Source organism: Nitrosopumilus adriaticus (assembly GCF_000956175.1).
GTDB classification, from domain to species: domain Archaea; phylum Thermoproteota; class Nitrososphaeria; order Nitrososphaerales; family Nitrosopumilaceae; genus Nitrosopumilus; species Nitrosopumilus adriaticus.
Genome location: NZ_CP011070.1, coordinates 820,472 through 839,781, shown reverse-complemented (window position 1 = coordinate 839,781; position 19,310 = coordinate 820,472). Strand labels below are relative to the sequence as shown.

Annotated in this window: 22 protein-coding genes; 5 read left to right on the top strand and 17 right to left on the bottom strand. The window is 33.9% G+C overall.

Annotated elements, in window-relative coordinates; genetic code table 11:
* Positions 1 to 48: 48 nt before the first annotated feature.
* Both mce and NADRNF5_RS11305 read right to left on the bottom strand, forming a co-directional pair.
* A complete protein-coding gene (gene mce / locus NADRNF5_RS04895; RefSeq protein ID WP_048116032.1) occupies positions 49 to 447 on the bottom strand; it encodes a methylmalonyl-CoA epimerase in 399 nt (132 codons plus the stop codon).
* 126 nt (positions 448 to 573) lie between these two features.
* The gene (locus NADRNF5_RS11305; protein WP_192828357.1) at positions 574 to 750 is read right to left on the bottom strand and encodes a hypothetical protein; all 177 of its coding nucleotides are present in this window, start codon (positions 748 to 750) and stop codon (positions 574 to 576) included.
* A gap of 247 nt (positions 751 to 997) precedes the next feature.
* Between NADRNF5_RS11305 and NADRNF5_RS04890 the strand changes: the two genes are divergently transcribed.
* Positions 998 to 1,816, top strand: coding sequence for a hypothetical protein (locus tag NADRNF5_RS04890; RefSeq protein ID WP_048116031.1), 819 nt, complete (start codon positions 998 to 1,000; stop codon positions 1,814 to 1,816).
* 34 nt (positions 1,817 to 1,850) lie between these two features.
* On the opposite strand, the gene NADRNF5_RS04885 is transcribed toward NADRNF5_RS04890, so the two are convergent.
* The 5 genes from NADRNF5_RS04885 to NADRNF5_RS11115 are packed head-to-tail and all read right to left on the bottom strand — an operon-like array spanning position 1,851 to position 7,531.
* Positions 1,851 to 3,452 carry an acyl-CoA mutase large subunit family protein gene (locus tag NADRNF5_RS04885; RefSeq protein WP_048116030.1) on the bottom strand — a complete coding sequence of 534 codons (1,602 nt, stop codon included), beginning with the start codon at positions 3,450 to 3,452 and terminating at the stop codon, positions 1,851 to 1,853.
* 4 nt (positions 3,453 to 3,456) lie between these two features.
* Positions 3,457 to 4,374 carry a methylmalonyl Co-A mutase-associated GTPase MeaB gene (meaB, locus tag NADRNF5_RS04880; protein ID WP_048116029.1) on the bottom strand — a complete coding sequence of 306 codons (918 nt, stop codon included), beginning with the start codon at positions 4,372 to 4,374 and terminating at the stop codon, positions 3,457 to 3,459.
* Positions 4,375 to 4,418: 44 nt separating this feature from the next.
* Positions 4,419 to 4,826 (bottom strand): hypothetical protein, encoded by a 408-nt coding sequence (locus NADRNF5_RS04875; protein WP_048116028.1) that lies wholly within the window; start codon positions 4,824 to 4,826, stop codon positions 4,419 to 4,421.
* Positions 4,819 to 7,320 carry a M1 family metallopeptidase gene (locus tag NADRNF5_RS04870; RefSeq protein WP_048116027.1) on the bottom strand — a complete coding sequence of 834 codons (2,502 nt, stop codon included), beginning with the start codon at positions 7,318 to 7,320 and terminating at the stop codon, positions 4,819 to 4,821. Before NADRNF5_RS04870 ends, NADRNF5_RS04875 begins: the two co-directional genes overlap by 8 nt.
* Positions 7,321 to 7,369: 49 nt before the next feature.
* Entirely contained in the window at positions 7,370 to 7,531 is a 162-nt protein-coding gene (locus NADRNF5_RS11115; protein ID WP_160289386.1) for a hypothetical protein, read from the bottom strand.
* A gap of 166 nt (positions 7,532 to 7,697) precedes the next feature.
* Between NADRNF5_RS11115 and NADRNF5_RS04865 the strand changes: the two genes are divergently transcribed.
* Positions 7,698 to 8,285 carry a hypothetical protein gene (locus NADRNF5_RS04865; RefSeq protein ID WP_082051988.1) on the top strand — a complete coding sequence of 196 codons (588 nt, stop codon included), beginning with the start codon at positions 7,698 to 7,700 and terminating at the stop codon, positions 8,283 to 8,285.
* A gap of 14 nt (positions 8,286 to 8,299) precedes the next feature.
* Here the strand turns inward: NADRNF5_RS04865 and NADRNF5_RS04860 are convergent, their stop codons facing one another.
* The 5 genes from NADRNF5_RS04860 to NADRNF5_RS04845 form a co-directional block, all read right to left on the bottom strand.
* Positions 8,300 to 8,629, bottom strand: a complete 330-nt coding sequence (locus NADRNF5_RS04860) for a helix-turn-helix domain-containing protein (RefSeq protein WP_048116026.1) — start codon at positions 8,627 to 8,629, stop codon at positions 8,300 to 8,302.
* Between the two features lie 81 nt (positions 8,630 to 8,710).
* On the bottom strand, positions 8,711 to 9,631 hold the full coding sequence (locus NADRNF5_RS04855; RefSeq protein ID WP_048116025.1) for a transcription initiation factor IIB: 921 nt from the start codon (positions 9,629 to 9,631) through the stop codon (positions 8,711 to 8,713).
* A gap of 11 nt (positions 9,632 to 9,642) precedes the next feature.
* Positions 9,643 to 9,927, bottom strand: coding sequence for an AlbA family DNA/RNA-binding protein (locus NADRNF5_RS04850; protein ID WP_048116024.1), 285 nt, complete (start codon positions 9,925 to 9,927; stop codon positions 9,643 to 9,645).
* Between the two features lie 138 nt (positions 9,928 to 10,065).
* Positions 10,066 to 10,176, bottom strand: a complete 111-nt coding sequence (locus NADRNF5_RS10900; RefSeq protein ID WP_237089364.1) for a CxxC-x17-CxxC domain-containing protein — start codon at positions 10,174 to 10,176, stop codon at positions 10,066 to 10,068.
* A 96-nt stretch (positions 10,177 to 10,272) separates the two neighbouring features.
* On the bottom strand, positions 10,273 to 10,536 hold the full coding sequence (locus tag NADRNF5_RS04845; protein WP_048116023.1) for a hypothetical protein: 264 nt from the start codon (positions 10,534 to 10,536) through the stop codon (positions 10,273 to 10,275).
* 129 nt (positions 10,537 to 10,665) lie between these two features.
* Between NADRNF5_RS04845 and NADRNF5_RS04840 the strand changes: the two genes are divergently transcribed.
* Entirely contained in the window at positions 10,666 to 11,088 is a 423-nt protein-coding gene (locus tag NADRNF5_RS04840; RefSeq protein ID WP_048116022.1) for a cobalamin B12-binding domain-containing protein, read from the top strand.
* A gap of 10 nt (positions 11,089 to 11,098) precedes the next feature.
* Here the strand turns inward: NADRNF5_RS04840 and ilvC are convergent, their stop codons facing one another.
* The 3 genes from ilvC to NADRNF5_RS04825 form a co-directional block, all read right to left on the bottom strand.
* The gene (gene ilvC / locus NADRNF5_RS04835) at positions 11,099 to 12,121 is read right to left on the bottom strand and encodes a ketol-acid reductoisomerase (RefSeq protein ID WP_257719710.1); all 1,023 of its coding nucleotides are present in this window, start codon (positions 12,119 to 12,121) and stop codon (positions 11,099 to 11,101) included.
* Between the two features lie 133 nt (positions 12,122 to 12,254).
* Positions 12,255 to 12,785 (bottom strand): nicotinamide-nucleotide adenylyltransferase, encoded by a 531-nt coding sequence (locus NADRNF5_RS04830; protein WP_048116020.1) that lies wholly within the window; start codon positions 12,783 to 12,785, stop codon positions 12,255 to 12,257.
* 34 nt (positions 12,786 to 12,819) lie between these two features.
* Positions 12,820 to 13,740, bottom strand: coding sequence for an EF-Tu/IF-2/RF-3 family GTPase (locus NADRNF5_RS04825; protein WP_048116019.1), 921 nt, complete (start codon positions 13,738 to 13,740; stop codon positions 12,820 to 12,822).
* A 272-nt stretch (positions 13,741 to 14,012) separates the two neighbouring features.
* On the opposite strand from NADRNF5_RS04825, the gene NADRNF5_RS04815 reads away from it, so the two are divergent.
* A complete protein-coding gene (locus tag NADRNF5_RS04815) occupies positions 14,013 to 14,933 on the top strand; it encodes a transcription initiation factor IIB (RefSeq protein WP_082051987.1) in 921 nt (306 codons plus the stop codon).
* 21 nt (positions 14,934 to 14,954) lie between these two features.
* Positions 14,955 to 15,515 (top strand): TATA-box-binding protein, encoded by a 561-nt coding sequence (locus tag NADRNF5_RS04810; protein WP_048116017.1) that lies wholly within the window; start codon positions 14,955 to 14,957, stop codon positions 15,513 to 15,515.
* A 424-nt stretch (positions 15,516 to 15,939) separates the two neighbouring features.
* On the opposite strand, the gene NADRNF5_RS04805 is transcribed toward NADRNF5_RS04810, so the two are convergent.
* Together NADRNF5_RS04805 and NADRNF5_RS04800 are read right to left on the bottom strand one after the other, a co-directional pair.
* Positions 15,940 to 16,401: a hypothetical protein gene (locus NADRNF5_RS04805; RefSeq protein WP_048116016.1), complete on the bottom strand. Its 462-nt coding sequence runs from the start codon at positions 16,399 to 16,401 to the stop codon at positions 15,940 to 15,942.
* A gap of 342 nt (positions 16,402 to 16,743) precedes the next feature.
* Positions 16,744 to 19,134, bottom strand: coding sequence for a zinc metalloprotease (locus tag NADRNF5_RS04800; RefSeq protein ID WP_148313070.1), 2,391 nt, complete (start codon positions 19,132 to 19,134; stop codon positions 16,744 to 16,746).
* Between the last annotated feature and the right edge of the window lie 176 nt (positions 19,135 to 19,310).

Sequence of the window (19,310 nt, the reverse complement as noted above, 5' to 3'; positions counted from 1 at the left end):
ACGTCTGAATTTAATTAATTATTGTAGTTTTGTTAAGTAATAAAATAATTATTCTTTAGGATGAGAGCAGAGTTCTGCAAGCACACCATGAAGAGATTTTGGATGAATAAAAGTAACCTTAGTTCCTGCAGAACCAGGTCTTATTTTGCCTAAAAATTGAATTCCACAACCTTCCATTCTTTCTACTTCATCCTCAATGTTATCAGTTTCCAAAGCCATATGATGTAAACCAGGTCCTTTTTTATCAAGGAATTTTTTAATTGGACTAGAATCATTTGTCGGTTGCATTAATTCAACACGTCCGTTTTCTAAATGAATAATTGCAACTTTAACCCCTTCAGTTTCTACTGTTTCGAATTCAACGCTATCTACACCTAATGCTTGTTGATACACTTTGGCTGATTCCTCAACATCATTTACTGCAATTGCAATATGATCAATTTTCATCTAAAAGACATCCTCAATATATGGTATTAATGGATTTATTTTAGTTTAATCAAAAACCAATTAAACAAATACACAAGTCTTGTGAAATGGCATAAATCTAGTTCAATGGATCAAATTTATTCAAATTCAAACGTATTGGAGTTCAGGGTCTACATCTTCAGAAATAGTGCTTTTATTTGATAAAGCATCACGGTATTTTTGAAGTGTAGTAGTATCCAACCTAGCTTGGAAAAACAGAAATTCCAATTCTAATCTTTTCAATCGATTCATTTCTGCCAATTCTTCCTCTATTCTTTTTGTCATGATTTAATTTACAATCACCCCACTTAAGGATGGACCCTTTTAGTCAAATTAGCCATCAAATTAGCCATCAAATGAGGAAGATTCAGAACAATTTTGTAGAGTCAAATGGGTCAAATTAAAGAAATATCAATTAGAGAATCAGCGAGTTTATTTGATTTCGTATTTTGAAAATCAATCAAAGTTGTGTTTCATGACCACTAATAGCATACTGGTTTTATTAAGGGTCAAAGAATAACATTACTCCAACATGAATGAATTAAAAATAAAAAAAGATTTTACAGATATTTACACAGAGGATTCTCCTCATAGTTATCTAAAGGAAATGAATCGATTAAAATATTCCATATCAGATTCTACAAAAATATTGTATAACGCCATCATAGAAGAACTTGAAGAGAAATTATCTAGACCAGTTAATGTTTTAGACTTGGGAAGTTCCTATGGTATCAACTCATCATTAATAAAATATAATTTAACAATGTCAGAATTGAGTGATTTCTTTTTAAATGGAACTGAACCTACAAAAAAAGAAATTAAGCAATTCTATGAAGAATGTACAAGTAATGATAACATAAATTTCTATCAAATAGATATTTCAGAAGAGGCTCTAAAATTCTCCGAAGAAATGAATTTGTGTGAGAGGGGCATGAATGTTGATCTTGAAGATGATAAATTAAATCTACTAGGATCATTACCAAAAATGGATTTAATTATAGCAACTGGTTGTGTTGGTTACATTGGATACAAGGCATTTTTAAATCTACTAAAGGTAATTAAAAACAGACAATCTAATTCAAAAGAATCTGAAACAGTGTATACTGCTCCAATCTTTGCATTCTCTATTCTCAGAATGTTCGATATGAAAGATATTGAAGAAGTTTTTGAGATGTATGATTACTCTATTGCGAAAAGCGACATAGAACCAATACATCAAAGAAGTTTTTCTGGTCCTAAAGAAAAAGAACAGACTATTTCTCTATTAAACAATATGGAAATTAATACTAAAGAATATGAAGATGATGGGAATTTTTATGCCGATTTTTATATTGCAAGATCCAATAATTAGCATATACAATTAAAACAAAATCAAGAGAGTCTAATCAAAAGACCTCTTTTGGACGATATTCCCCAAAGACTTCTCGGAATGTATTACTGATTTCACCAGTTGTAGCAAATGCCTTGGCAGCAGTAATTATGTATGGCATTAGATTTTCTTCAGTTTCTGCAGCACTTTGCATGGCAGAAAGTGCTTTTTCCCATTTGTTTTTGTCTCTAGAGTCGCGTAATTTTTTGAGTGCCTTTTTCTGCTGAATTTCCACATCACCGCCAATACGAAGTAATTCTGGTTGCTCCTCTTCTTCAGCATATTTGTTCATTCCAACAATAATTCGTTCACCATCATCGATTTCTTTCTTTAAACGATATGCATTAGCTCTAATTTCAGACTGGAAGAATCCTTTCTCGATTGCTTTAACAGAGCCACCCATCTTTTGGATTTTTTTAAGATACTTCCACACACCGTCTTCAATTTGGTCACAAAGTTCTTCAAGATAATAAGAACCTGCCAAAGGATCTGCTGTTTTGGTAATTCCACTTTCATGTGCAACAATTTGCTGTGTTCTAAGCGCAATTTTTGCAGACTCTTGAGTAGGAAGAGCCAATGCCTCATCTCTAGAATTAGTGTGAAGTGATTGAGTACCACCTGCAACAGCTGCCATTGTTTGAATTGCAACTCGAATGATATTATTATCTGGCTGTTGTGCGGTTAATGACTCACCACTTGTTTGAGTATGGAATTTTAGTTGTAGTGAACGAGGATTCTTTGCATGAAACATTTCTTTTAAAATTTTAGCGTAAACTTTTCTTGCCACTCTAAACTTTGCAACTTCCTCAAAGAATTCTATAGTGCAACAAAAGAAGAATGAAAGTCGAGGTGCAAAGTCATCAATTTTCAAACCTGCATCTAAACAAGTTTGTATATATGCAATAGCATTTGCTAATGTGAATGCAACTTCTTGTGTTGCAGTACATCCAGCTTCTCTCATATGATAACCAGAAATAGAAACAGGATACCATGATGGGACTTTTTCTGCACAGTAACCAATCATGTCACCAATCAATCGCATTGATGGTTGCGGAGGATAAATGTAGGTATTTCTTGCAATGTATTCTTTTAAAATATCATTTTGAGTTGTTCCACGCAGTTCATGACTTTTGAATCCTTGAGCTTCTCCAACTGCGATGTAATATGCTAGTAGAGTAGATGCTGTAGAATTAATGGTCATCGAAGAACTGACTTTGCCAAGAGGAATTCCATCAAAGGCAGTCATCATATCTTTGATGGATGTTATTGATACGCCGACTTTTCCCACTTCACCTTCTGCTTGGGGAGAATCAGAGTCATAACCAATTTGAGTTGGCAAATCAAAGGCCATACTAAGCCCTGTTTGTCCTTTTTCAAGCATGAATTTGAATCGTTCATTTGTAAGTTTTGCATCACCGAATCCAGAATACTGTCGCATAGTCCAGAATCGTTCACGGAACATTCCTGGATGAATACCTCTGGTGAAAGGGTATTTTCCTGCATCCTCAACAGGTCTTTTTTTAGCAGATTTTTGATAAATACGCTTTACAGGAAAAGAAGAATCAGTGAAAATTTTCTTTTCAGGACTTTTTGATTTTGTAGACTTTTTTGCAGCCATATTATCACTTCAACAGGGATTTTGTAATTTTATCACCGGCATCAAAAGGATCTATAGTTTTTGCTTGTAATTTTTTGAGGTATTTTGAGAATGATTTATCAGAATCCAACATATGATCCATCTTTTCTTTGATGTTATTTAAAACAATATCTTTTAGTTCGGCTTCAAGTCTTTTTTGGTCTTTTTCCGACTTTACTTTCTTTTTAGATTTCATCATATCTTTGAGAGTTTTTGCAAATAATGTAATTCCAGAATTCTTTTTTACAGATGTCTTAAGGATAGTAGGATTTCTAACAGAATCTCCAATAAAATCTCTTACTGCATCAAATAGTTGATTTGTTCCAGCAAGATCACTTTTGTTTACAAGATAGATATCACCAATTTCTGTTAAGCCAGCTTTGATTGTTTGGATACTATCGCCAGTATTGGGATTAAAGACAACAACTGTAATGTCTGCAATATTAGAAATCTCAACTTCAGTTTGACCAGCACCAACACTTTCAATTATTATCGGATTAAACCCTGCATATTCTAAAATTCTAATACTGTTTCGTAATGAACGAGAAACTGCACCAGTAGCACCACGAGAAGCAATGCTCCGAATGTATGTTCCAGAATCTGTGGATTCTGTCATTCTAACTCTATCGCCAAGTATGGCACCGCCAGTAACGTGACTAGTAGGATCAATTGCAAGAACGGCAGGCTTTGTGCCTAATTTTTTCATCTCAACTGCTGTTTTGTTAATCAGTGAACTTTTTCCAGCACCTGCGGGGCCAGTGATTCCAATTATGATAGAATTTCCAGTATCTTTGAAAATTTTCTTTATTATTTTTTTAGATTCTTTTTGATCATTTTCCATAATTGTTATAGCTTTGGCAATTGCGCCTCGCTTTCCTTTTTTCAAATCTACTAGCATATCCATTACACAAGTAGATTTCAGAGGTGCAATAAAATCTTGTATCTGATCTAGGGTTTAGAATAGATTACAGGAGGTGCAGGATCACCAAGCAGATGAATCTCGGTTTTTAATTGTACATGTCCAAAGTCAGCATGATCAATTTCTAAAACTACAGGATGTATTGCCCATCCATATTTGGGTTCAGTTGGGAATGGCACAATTTCAATAAATTGTGAATCAGAGAAAGTTTTTTGAAAGGACTCATCCATTCCAAGAATCTCCATTACAACAGTAGTGGTTTTTTCAGATTTATCAAAGAAAGAAATCTCCACATGTCCAGTATCATAGTATACAGCATCCACCTGAAAAGTTTGACGCAGGTCATCTTTGTCATCTGTCGCCCCACCAGTTAGAAAGACTAAGGCTAAAACAGTAAAAATTCCAAGAAATATTGGAGGGCCAAGTTTTTTAGCCATCTTTGAATTCTTGTCTCATTCGTCTTAGGAGTTTTGAGTTAATTCTAATTCTTTCTAGTGTCTGTGTTTGGGTTCTCTCAGTTCCAGGAGTAGGATTTTTTTTAAAGAATGTTTTAATTTCTTTTTCCATAGAGTCGTCAGCTACAGAAGAGATACTGGCAACAATTCTGTTAAACAAAGGATTTCCATGTCCCACTTTTTTGTTTAATTTTTTCCAATTTTTCTTCAACCATGGCCACAAAACCTTATCACCATATGGATTTGTAGCAACCTTCATGATAGGCAATTGCATATTTTGTGAGCGAACATTTGGAGTTTGAGAAAAGTCAAGTGATTTGATTAAGAGTTTTTTGTCTTTGAAACTACACATTGCACCAAGGAAGCGGAGTTTTTCCTCCATTGTTTTTGCATTCTTGTATAGACGCATTAATTCTGCATGAGTTTTTGAATTTCCATTCCATGCAGCAATTGAGCAGATAGGCTCCACCAAATCAGGTGAGAGTGAACTAGGGGATTTTAAGAATTTTTTATATCGCCTAATGGCTTCGTCTGTAACCTCATCATCATTCATTTTTCCCAATGCAGAAATTACAAAAGAGCGTAAAAGTGCATCAGTGTGTTTGTCGGATTTTTTTGGCTCCCATCCCAAATTAAATAAAATTTTTCTAAAATAATTCACAGCGTAACTTCTAATCTCTTCGGCAAATTTTTCATTAAATGCTCTAAAGTACAACGATGCAAGATTATGTGCAACGTTAACTGTGGCAAGATAACTATCTTCATCAAAATAGGCATCAGAAAAGTCAAGATAGTTTCGAATTTGTTCATTCCCAGAAACACAAAGTGAGAATAAATCATTTTGGATAGCCCATCTATCAATTCCAGGAATTCTTTTTTCATCTACTAACATTTTCAAATCAAGAAGAATTCCTTCATCATATTTTACACGATAGAATCCTTTTCGCCCATAGTTTGCAACAAAGCCTATTGTATTTTTAGGTAATTTGATAGACATTGATTTTTTTGTAAATAGTTTTTTAGAAAATTCATCATCCATACCTAAAGATAATGGGATAGACCACAGTCCCTTACTGAATTTTTTATCTGATTCAAGTAAGTATCTTTTTTGCTTTAGTTTCAGTACATTTCCATCTTGATTAATTTCAACTAGTGGGAATCCGGGTTGTTTTAGCCAAGTGTGAACCATAGAGGAAACAGGCATCCCAGATGCCTTTCCAATTGCATTCCACAAATCTTGCCCTTCAGCATTTTTGTATTTGAAATCAGACAAGTATTTTTTTAGGCCCTTTTGGAAATTGGGCTCTCCAACATAATGCTCAAGCATTCTCAAGACACATCCACCTTTATCATAAGAAATAGCATCAAAGATTTCTCGAATTTCAGCAGGCGAATTTACTGTAACATCAATTGGATGTGTTGTTTTGAGCGAGTCAAGACTCATTGCCACATTCATTGCATCCTCAATGAATTGATTCCATAAATCCCACTCAGGATAAAATTTGTCCACAAACTTTGTAGCCATAAAAGTGGCAAAGCTTTCATTGAGCCACAAATCATTCCACCATTTCATAGTAACTAAATTTCCAAACCATTGATGAGCAATTTCATGAGAGATTACCTCTGCAATGAATTGTTTTGTTCTAGTCGATGATGTTTTAGGATCATAAAGCAGAATTGTTTCTCTAAAGGTTATCGCACCCCAATTTTCCATTGCACCTGCTGCAAAGTCAGGTACTGCAATTAAATCAAGTTTAGGCAGAGGGTATTTTATTCCAAAATATTTTTCATATGATGTTAAAAGTTTTTTTCCAAGTTCTAAGGAGAATTTTCCTTTTGATTTATTTCCTTTTGTTGTCACTACCCTGATCTGAATCTTTCCAACTTTTCCTGTCAGATACTCAAACTCGCCAACACCAAGATAAATCAAATATGTTGACACAATAGGAGTCTTTGTAAAATTGTAAATTGTTTTGTTACCAATTTTTTTCTTGGATTTAATTGGCATGTTTGAAATTGCTGAGAATTTGTTATCGGCAATTATTGAAATTTCAAATGTAGCTTTTGCTTCAGGTTTATCCCAACATGGAAATGCACGTCTGGCATCTGCTGCTTCAAACTGTGTGGTAGCAAGATATTTTGTTTTACCATTTTGCTGGTATTGACTTCGATAGAATCCAAGGAGTCTATCATTTAAAATTCCTTGAAATTCAATATTGATGATAACTTTACCTTTGATCTTTTCAGATAATTTGATCTGCAATTCTTCTTTTTTTGCATTAAGAGACGTTTTGGATTTTACAGGATTTCCTCTAGAATGCACATGGCAAGAGATTATTTTTAATTCAGCACAATCCATAGAAATTGTACTTGTAGACTTTTTACAATCTGCAGTAATAATTTCGGTACCAGAAAATGTGAAGTTTTTAAGATCCGGCTCAAAAGTTAATTCATAATTAATCGGAATGACGTCCACGACTGAGATACTTTACTTAGGCTTTAAGTAGATTTTCCATTTTCCGAGATCATGTCCAAGGATCTGATCTTTCATCCCAAGAAATTGCATTAAAGCTATTCTCAGATATAGAAATGCTATCACTAAGGCCTGATAGTAAACACTCATCTGAGCAATGAGTTAATTCTGAAATTTTCATATATTTTCCACAGTTTTCACAATATTTTCCCATATTTCATTTCACCAAATTCTAGCGACTCCTTATTCCATTATGAATAGAAAAAGGGTATAAAATAATCCACAATTATCAATGCTGAGAACAAATATCATTTACGATAACAATACCATATGAACAATAGATCCAACTTATAACCTCATTTTACTTTGATTTCTATTAATTGGATTCAAAAACAATAAAGTCACAGCAGCATCCACCAAAAAAAGAAAAAACTCGAAGTGTAACTTATCGCCTACCAGTAAAACTAGTTGAAGAGATAGAGGCAGAAGCAAATAATCACAACATATCACACAATGTTATGGCAAGACAAATTTTAGAAAAATATGTTCAATGGGATAGATATACAGAAAAAATAGGCATTATTCCAGTACCAAAGAAAATTTTAGATATTTTTGGAGCAGAGATGAGTTCAGAAGACATCAATGAAATTATCAATGTAATAAAACCCGTAATTAAAGACACAGTCTTATTTATCAAGGGAGGATATGATTTGAAAAGATGCATTGAAACATTAGAAGACTATATGCGAGCATCAGGAATGAAATCAGACCATAGAATAGAAGGAAACATACATCATTTTGTAATCCAACACGAGCTTGGAAGTAATTGGTCAATCTTCACAGAGCAATTACTACAAGAGATATTTCATGAATTTTTACCAGATACAAAGATGAAATCACAGACAACCGAATCTACTGTTGTAGCATCAATTGCATTAGGTAATGATTTTAGCGAACACGATTATTAAAAATCAGAGAAAGATTAGTTTGTGTTGAATACTACATCAACAGTAATCTTTCCATCATAGAATCGTGTATTGACTTCTTTGATTTTACTCTTATACAAGAAGAGTCTTTTTCCTTCTTCAGTAATTACTCCTGAAGTGCGAACCATGTGTGAGTCATGAAGTTGTTGTATTCTTCTATAAACAGTGCTTAGAGGAATTTTTTGTTCTCTAGATATCTCAATGGCAGATTTTGAGGAATTCATTATAGATTCTAAGATTAATCTACAATACTTGTCAGATAAGATTTCAAGAAAAACTTCTTTTCTTTCTGGCTCTTCGATTTTTAATTGATTTAGGATTTGCATACTATAAGTAGGCGATTTTGAGTTATAATGAGTGGGAAGGCAATCATGTGCACTGCAAGACAAATGTTAGAGTATTGAAATCTAAATTTCTGATTTGGAACTCTGATCTGCTTTGAGACCCTTGTATCGATTTCTAATTGTTACTTCAGTAACACCTGCAGCTTCTGCAAGGTCTCTTTGAGTTATCGATACCCCATTATGAACACATGACAAGTATAATGCAGTAGCTGCCAGTCCCATAGGATCTTTTCCTGCAGATTCTTTGCGTTCCTGCGCATCTTTTAGAACTTTAACAGCATAACGTTTAGTCTTCTCCGAAATGTCTAGTTTACTTGAAATTCTTGCAATACACTGAATGGAATCTACAACAGGCATTTTTAATTCCAATTCATGGTGAAGTAATCTATAGCATCTTGCAATATCTTTTCGTTTTACATTTGCAGCATCAGCAATATCTTTTAGGGTTCTAGGAGTTTCAGTGTCTCTGCATGCAGCATAAAGTGATGCTGCAATCATTGCTGCAATAGAACGACCTCGAACAAGTTTTTTCTCCAAAGCTTTTCTGTAAATGTATGATGCTTTTTCAAGAACATTTGCAGGGATGGCAACCTTGTCTTTTAATTTATTTAAATCGCTTAACGCTTGTCTAAGATTCCTATCAATAGGTTCATGAACTTGACTTCTACTATCCCAAGTTCTGAGTCTCTCAATTGTACTTTTCATTGATGTGGAAAGTGGCTTTCCAGAAGCATCTTTGTTAATTGGATTAATTACTGTGGACAATCCCATGTCGTGAATCATCAAAGATGATGGTGCACCAGTTCTTGCAGGATCTGCACCACCGTCTTTTGAAAATGATCTCCATTCAGGACCTGAATCTTGAGATGTCTCAGAAATTACAAACCCACATTTACCACAAAATCTTTCTCCTGTAACATCGTCGGTAAGCAAAGAATTTTTTCCGCAACGTAAACAAAGAGAGTCTTGATTGGTAGTTACCATCTAAACGAACCTTATGCTTCTGCCCTTTTTAGCGAAATTTCAATTGATGAAACATCTCGGTTTTTACCATCTTGAGATACTAATGATTCTGAACCAATTTTAACATCGCCGATGACAAATGCTGGTTTTGTTTTTTGCAGTACTATTTGAGCTACATCCACTGCATGAGCAATAGTCATACCTCTTGCTTTAATTGTGATTAAAGGCATGGTAGCTAATTGAATAATTGCTGATGTGACATAGGTCATCAATGGTTTTTTTCCAATGAAAATTGTATCTTTAGAATTGTTTGACATATTGCATTCGTATTGGCGCATAATTTAAACTGAGTATATGAAACTAGTCGCAAATTCTGTAAAAAAGAAAAAAAGATTTTTGATATACTTGGAAATAATTTAGTTCAAAATTAATTAAACGAAACTAGTCTAAATTCATCAATTGCGATGTTTTGGTAAACATTCTCGGCAATAGACTGGTCTGTCCGCTTTGGGTTCAAAAGGAACTTCAGATTCTTTGCCGCAGTCAGAACATGTACATTTGTACATTTTTCTATCTTCGGACATAGTTAACTTGACTTTCTCAACTATAAGAACGGTAGGTATTATTTGAAAAAAATCGCAAATCATCAAAATTGCTAGAATTTACGCAATTACAGATATTTCAGGACTAGACATCCCCCCATAGCCCGGATCAATTTTTTGTTTAGGATTAAGCGAAGTGTCATGGTGGCATGCCTTGTTGCAAACAGGGCAGAACTTTCTATCAAGTACAATGCATTGACAAATATGATTTTTCACATATGCTTGAGCTGCATTATTCCATTCGCCAGTTCCATTACAATACACACAGGTGTTTGGACCAGAGGATCCAACTCCTTTACAAAAATCACATACATCTTCTGTCATACCTATTATTCCCGATACAATCTAATTTTTGAATCAATATATTTGAAGAGATTAAAGCATTACACATAAAAAAATAGATTGACGAAAATCAAATAAACCCTTTAAAACCTACAAAATATAGAAATCACCATGAAGCAAAAAACTGCATCACGAAGCATCAAAATATTAGTTGCCAAGTTAGGTCTTGACGGTCATGACAGAGGCGCTTTAGTGTTATGTAGAGCATTTAGGGATGCAGGGATGGAGGTAATCTACTCAGGGTTATTTGCAACCCCAGAAAGAATTGCACAGATTGCAGAAGATGAAGATGTTGATGCTGTTGCAATGAGTTTGCTTAATGGCGCACATGGAACTCTTTTTCCAAGAGTAGTAAAGGCGTTAAAAAAGAAAGGAATTAATGACGTTCTAATAGTTGGCGGAGGAGTAATCCCAGACATTGATCATAAGGATCTTATAAAATCAGGAGTTGATCATGTATTTGGTCCAGGTACACCATTACCAACAATAATCAACCACATCACAACGGGCGTTTCAAAATTAAGAAAAATATAAGAAAAAAAGATTATTCTGTGGAATCAGGCCACATCATTTTACGCATTTCTTTACCAACTTTTTCAATTTGGTGTCCGTCATATTCTTTCATGTATTTGTCAAATGCATCTTTACCGTTTTTCTGATATTCAGAAATCCACTCGTTGTTGAATGTACCATCTTGAATCATGGTAAGAACTTTTTTCATATTTTCTTTATTTGCAGAATCCATTACCATGGGGCCACGTGTTAGACCACCATATCTCGCAGTTTCACTTACACGTCTCCACATACCATTAATTCCATATCTCTGAATCATATCTACGATGAGTTTGAGCTCATGTAAAACTTCAAAGTATGCAATTTCAGGCTGATATCCTGCTTCAACTAGAGTCTCAAATGCATTTGTAACCATAGAAGCTGCACCACCACAAAGGTCTGCTTGTTCACCAAACCAATCAGTTTCTACTTCCTCTTTGAAAGCAGTTTTGATCAATCCAGCTCTTGCACTTCCAATTGCTTTTGCAATTCCTAATGTTCTATCCCAAGCTTTTCCTGTAAAATCTTGTTCTACTGCAACAATTGCAGGAGTTCCAAAATTATCAAGATATGTTTCTCTAACTTTTGAACCAGGTCCTTTTGGGGCAACCATGATTAAGTCTACATTACTTGGAGCTTCAATCCATTTCCAATAGATTGCAGCTGCATGAGAAAATGACAATGCTTTTCCTTCAGAAAGATTTGGTCCGATTTCATCCTTGTATACTTGTCCTTGAATCATATCTGGAATCAAAATGTGTATAATGTCTCCTTGTTTTGTTGCATCAGCAACAGACATTACTTTGTGACCATCAGCTTCTGCCTTTTTCCAGCTGTTACCGCCTTCTTTAAGACCAATTATTACATTTAGACCAGAGTCTTTCATGTTGTTAGCTTGTGCATCACCTTGGATTCCATAACCGATTACAGCGACAGTTTGATCTTTAATTGGATCAAGGCTGATTTCGTTATCCTTCCATGTTTTTGCCATGAATTTTTTAAGAATGCTGCAAATATTAACTATGAAATTTAGATTTCAATAATTTTTTCACATGAACGACACTTTACAGTAACCTTTTCTCCAGGTAGCCGGACAAATCTTTTCGAGCCACACTTAGGGCAAATTGGACAGGCTCTGATAGGTTCCATTAATGTTTTGTAGGATTGGTATCAGATATAGAAATTACGGCAAGCCTATTTTTTGCATTAATTTTTGTCAGTAAATCATAAACTGCATTTGGAACAAAATCTTTCCAGTTTTCATCAGAGATAATCATTGAGCGGATTCTTGTGGCATTGAATTGAGTCCTATCTAAAAATTTAGGAATCACCACCTCAATTCCCGAATCAGCAAGTAGCATTGAGACATAGTCATTTCCACTATACACTTTATCAAAATGTGGTAATGTAGATTTTAGATATGATGCCCAAGTTGCGACGTTGAATTGGTTTTCAATTGATACTACAAAACACCTAGTCAAATCCAACGAAGATTCCTTTAGAGAATTATGAATCATCTCTATTCGTTCACCTGCTGTAAAAGGATCTTTTTCTAAATAATTAAACTGAGAACTAGTAATTGCAATTATTAGTTCATCACATTCATCAAGAATTTGTTTTGCTAAATCCAAATGCCCCAAATGAAAAGGCTGAAACCTTCCCATCATCAATCCGCGCATGCTTTATGAATTAATTTGATTTAATTAAATTAGTCTATTGAATTGCTCCGCTTCCAAGAATTCTAATTGTTGGAGATTCAGGTTTTAGAATTACTGCAATTTGACCTTTCTTGCATGCAACAGGTTTTTCAAATTTTAGCTTTAGCGGAGAGAGAGATGTGAATTTTGCAGCTTTAATTTGTAATCCAATATTCACTAAACATCCCTGATTTTCTGAAATTTCACTTTTGTAAAAGGGGCTCTTTTTAAAATCAAGTTCAATCTCATTTTTTACATCTACTGCACCTTCTTGCGAAATTATATCTCCACGCCCTACTTCATCAGGCTTTGCACCCTTTACTGCAAGTCCAACTCTAGCAGGACAAGTAGATTCATCTACAGGATCATCATGCATTTGAATGGATTTTATCAAGACGTCAATTCCTGCAGGGTATAGTTTCAAGTTATCATATTGTTTTATTTTTCCATGAGTTACTTTACCTAAAATTACAGTCCCAACACCTTTCACATCAAAACAATGATCAATTACCATCTCAGAAGGGTCATCATTTGATTGTGGCTCCAGTTTATCCATTGCTTCTTTAATTTTATCATGATCAACTTTGGTATAATTTTCAACCACAGTTCCTTTGATCATAGCATCTAATTTTGATTCATCAACATCAAAGGTATGAGATAAAATGCCTTTCTCTTTTTTTAGAGAGTCTAACGCAATAATTTGCTCCCCTGTGAATTTATCTAATTTATCCACTAAAAAAACGACATATTCTGCTAAGTTGATTGCTTGAAATAATGGCTGAATTTTTTCTGGAAAACCTGTTGGAGTAACCCATGTTTTGATTATATCAGACTCTTTTCTGTCATAAAGTGAAAGATCAGTTACGGTTCCTTTTTTTCCAAATTCAGCTGCAATATCTTGCTTGCCTAAAACTACAAAATTTACAGATAGTACCATTAGTTTTGAATTAAAAATTTGGGTTAATGTAGGTTATTGTAAAGATTATAGGAATAAGCAGATCACAGATAATATGAAATTGGGTATGAAGATTGTCATTGTTGGAATAATATCAATTCTTGCCCAAGCACTAGGCGTTTTTCTTTTGTAAGAAAATGATTTTATTTTAACCATTAAACGTGCCTGAAAAATAAAAAATAGGGATTTTTGAGTAAATTCACAAAATAAGTCAGTTATTATAGGAAATAAAATAAACAATTGTGGTAATATTTTTGGTTTTAGAAACTGTTAATGCAGATAGTGTTTGTAGACGTTGTGGACAAAAATCCATGTTAACAGACAATGTTACAGGAGAAAGATTTTGTTCTAAATGTGGGTTTGTAATTTCTGAGACATTACAAGATTCAGGACCAGAGTGGAGATCATTTTCAAAAGAAGGCGGAGCAGATCCTACAAGAACAGGAGCCCCAACATCACTTGCTATGCACGACAGAGGACTTGCAACAATTATCAGTCCTATGAATAAAGACGCATCTGGAAAACCACTTTCATCATCTATGAAAAGTACAATTGAGAGACTAAGAACTTGGGATAGTAGGAGCAAAGTCAATGCATCTGCAGATAAAAATCTACGACAAGCCCTCAGTCAGCTATCAACATTAAAAGACAAATTATCACTTTCAGATTCAGTAATTGAGAAAGCATCATACATTTACAGAAAAGCATTGGAGAAAGGTCTAGTTAGAGGTCGCTCCATTTCAGCCCTAATTGCTGCTGCATTATATGCAGCATGCAGAGATACTGAAACTCCTAGAACTCTAAAAGATGTCGCAGATGCAGGGAATATTAAGAAAAAAGATATTTCACGATGTTATAGAATTTTACATCAAGAATTAGAACTAAAGATGCCAGTAGTTAATCCAGTTCAGTGTATTGCAAGAATTTCAAGTAAACTAGACATTTCGGAGAAGACTAAACGCTATGCTGCCAAAGTTCTGCAGATTGCTCAAGATCATGAGGAATCAGCAGGAAAAGATCCTATGGGGCTGGCAGCTGCTGCATTATACCTCTCATGTGTCAAAAATGGGGAAGATAGAACTCAAAGAGACATCGCAGAAGCCTCAAATGTGACTGAAGTGACCATTAGAAATAGATACAAAGGCCTCAGATTAGACCAAGATACGGAGATATAGTCGATAAATAACCAAAAAGACATGACAGAAACCAAGCCAGTAATAGCAATTGTCAATGTAGTAGCATCTGCAACAATTGAGCAGAAATTAGATCTTGTAGATATAACAAAAAAATTTCCAGATGTGGAATATCATCCAGAGCAATTCCCAGGAGCAGTATTCAGACTAAAAACACCAAGAACTGCCACACTACTTTTTGGCTCAGGAAAAATGGTATGTACAGGTGCAAAATCAGAAGAGATGGCAATCAAGGCAGTAAATATTGTTGTTCAAAATTTAAGAAAGGGGAAAATCAAAATCAAAAACGAACCCATAGTTACAATTCAAAATATCGTCTCATCAATTAATCTTGGAGGCAAAGTGAATTTGGAGCAAGCAGCAAGAACACTTCCAAGAAGTATGTATGAACCAGAGCAATTCCCAGGATTGATACACAGAATGCTTGATCCAAAAACAGTAATTCTAATTTTTGCATCAGGAAAACTAGTATGTGTTGGTGCACGAATTGAAAAAGATATTCATCGCTCTGTAAATCAAATTCATAGTTTGCTTGAAGAGAAAAACTTAATGGTTTACGATTAGTTTCAATAAAAAATAAATTAATTAAAAATTATTATTTTGATTTTTTAAAACATTCACAAGCACAATCAAACATTCCAGCTTTACCCATACACTGATCATGATGGTTGTTATAGCATTTGTTGCAAGTAAGCATTATGCTGAAACCTTTTTTGTGTGAGTCTTTTCATGAATGAGCACCTTGGAAAATGTATCAGAATTTCCTTCCCAATGAAAATTACAGATTCTGCATTGATATTTCATTTTAGCTTGGCCTCTTTCTTTTTTTCAGATTCTGTGAATGCATTTACATCATGTGAAGATTTTGTCTTGGATGTACCAATTTTTAATTTTTCAAATATTTTTTTAAACATACTCTAACTAGTTTACCCTAGATATATACCGGCTTTTTTAAGAAGAATCTGTTTAATTCGGCAACATCAAAAAACTACCTATGTCCCGGTTTAGAAATACTGCTCATTCCAATGGACGCAGCATAAATCATTATCATAGTAATAGGGTTTAATTCAGTAAATACTACTGCAGAACCTGCAGCTAGTAAGATGGATGTTAGGGTTGACACCAAAAGAGTCCTTGAAAATTTGCTAGGATCAAAGGATAGTTTTGTTGGTAAAACACCATTTAGACTATCTTTTACTTTGTTACTTACTTCAGAATCACCAGTATGAGAAATCTCTTTCAATATTTTCCTGTTTTCTTGTATTTTATTGTGATTTTTGGCAATTCCAAGACCTGCCGTAGTAAGTCCACCAAGAACACCAATGATGACAATAATCCAATCAGATGGCTTTGAATTTATTGGTAGATCTTCTGTAAATGTGCCTTGTGCAAAAACTGAAGGAGTTAAAGAAAAGATCATCAATGAAAAAAATATTATTTTTTTAATCATATATGATCATCATAATAATTAATAATGGATAGTATTAAAAATTATCTAAACATCAGACTTTATTTAAAAAAATACTAGTTATCTAATATTCAAAATTATCAAGACAAATAAAAAAATGTCAAAATTAAATTTAAAAAAATTAGCAAGGGTATTCAAAAAGATCATCTAGGTTTTCTGAGGCATCATCAACAATATGAAGATGAAATAAAATGGAATACCTACAAGGGTTCATGTCATTCATTTTTGATATATCGCCATTAATTTGATCAATCTATAAAGCATTAACGCATAATTGGTATGTACACCGTTATTTCAAAAAATAGCATTAAAAAGATCTTTTTGCTATTTTGAAATTTTAGATTTCAGTGAAGTATATTTTGATGCCATGAATACTGCAAATGCGATAGATGCGATAACTGCTCCAATGCTACCGTAAACAATTGACAAGTCTTGCTTTCCAGGCGATTTTCCTTCCATCAAGCATACTCCATCTTTATACACAGTTCCAGAACCACAGAAATTTCCTTTGGGAACACATACTCCTGTTTCATCTAAAATTTGATTGGGTTTGCATAATTCTGATTTTTTAAAGCACAATCCGGAATTATCGCTAACTTCGTCTTTCTCGCATTTTGAAACTTTGTTCTTATATAGTATAATGCCACCAGATCCTAAAGATTCTTGAGTAGAAATACTATTTTTCAATTGTTTTATGGGTTTTGTTGTAAAATCAGATTTGATAAGGTCATCACCATTTTCTCCATCAATAGTTCCAAGTAAAGATTCTAGTTCTTCAGCTGATTGCACATATTCATGCTGTTCAATTAGAGATACAACTTTCTTGATACTTTTTTTGTATATTTCTTTGATACTTTTTGGATCATCTATAAAAGATTCATCAGGAAGATTCTGAAATGTATTATTTATTATCTTGGCATTTGCCAGAAAATGTTCACGAGCTAATTCAGAGGTAAATTCTTCAGCACCTCCAAACCAAACACGTTCATTCCAGTTAGGAATGAAATCTTTCTTGTTCTTTGTATCAGCATATTTGGATAAGATGTTTTTACCCATAGGGTTTCCATGATAGGGGTTGTCAGATTTACATGAATTAGATTTTCCTTCATCTTTAGGATCATATTTGCAAGGAGAAGTCATCCTACCATCAACCCAATTTCCAGTTCCTCTGGAATCAAAATTAAGAGATTCCCAATCATTATGTCCGGATAGGGAAGTGTATTCAACTAATCCACATCCCTCATCTATTAAGTAATTAATCTCAGCTTGAACAGGGGATTGTTCAATCGATCCATCTTGATTCCAATCTATATCTTGATTGTTTTCTGTAATTTCAATATATTCGGGAGTTGGACCATAAACAATTACCACCCCATCAGAATATTCATCAGGTAAATTTCCAATCCCATTAATTTCTGAGAGTTGTGTTTCATCAAGACTTTGAATTGTAGCATTTGAAAAATCAATTAACGGTTGGGCATATATTGTTGGAAGTTGACGGGAATAACTCATGACACTAACATAGTTAGGTTTACAGTTCAAAGGATCCGCATAATCACCACCATGGTCAAGACCCAAATTGTGTCCAATCTCATGCATTATTGTCCCAGATTGATAAGCACTATGAGTAGGAACTCCACTTGGCCACCCTCCATAAGAAATCCCAAAGTCATTTCCTAATTTTTCAGCAAATCCTGAGGTTGTTGGAGCACCTTTTTGTTTATCTATCGAAAGACCGTAATGAAACACTTGCTTTTTTTGTTTCCACCCCAATGAATTCCAATCAAGAGCATCACGCTCTGTGGGAGTTCCAAAATAGAATGATTTTACTTGATCAGTTCCAAAAAATCTAAAATGGTTAACACCTCCGGGTTTTAGGTATTCTTGATTAGGAATTGCTTCATCAACAATAAAATGAACTCTAATATCATGTTTCCAAAAGGATTCCCGTACATCTTTTAATGCATCATCATTAAGTGGAAAACTCTCCATATAATCAAATTCAATCCAAAGATCCTTCTTATCTGAACCAGAACAAGGTACTGAAGAATCTATCAATGCAAAATAGTCACAATTTCCAAGAGATGTCGTATCATTAAGTTTGTAGATGGAAGTACCTGGAGGATAATTTATCTCTAAATGGCTCACATTGTTTTCAAATTCGTCACAAATTGCATCATTATCAACATCATTTACACAAACAGCGTAATTTCCATCAGATTTTTTCGGAGACCACTGTAAACCGGATAATGAAGGAGGCACAATATCAGAAGAATCAGTTAAAAATACAGATGTTGTCAAGTTTGCTTGTAGAGGATCAGTAGATGTTGGATCCACATGCATATCAAAATCAACATTAGTAGTAGAAGGAGGAGTTGAATTTGGATTAGGGCACAATGTATCTACAAAATTTATTCTTTTACTGTATAGCCACCCATCATCAAGTCCAGATGTTTCATTTAAGAAGACAGGGAAAGGTTCAGAATAACAGGAACTAATAATTTGTGCAACTTTTGAATCATTAGGATTTCCATTTCCTGCCAAATCAAAATTATAATACATCAAACCTCCATGAGTGGGAGTTGCAGAACTTACAACATATGGATGTTGATCAAACCCAAATTCTTCAACGGATTGAGCATTTACATTAGGAGTATTTATGAGAAATAATATAGTAAATAAAATTGGCAACGAAGTACCAATTAATTTTTCCATACCGCCCAACAGAATCAAATATTCATACTATGCTATAACTATGATCATTTTATAAAATGATTATAAGTTTTTAAGATTTTAATATATTATTTTATAATATTTTTATAAATTAATATTATTAAATGAATTTTTTATTATTAAAATATTATTGAAAAATAAGAACATATGAAAAGTTA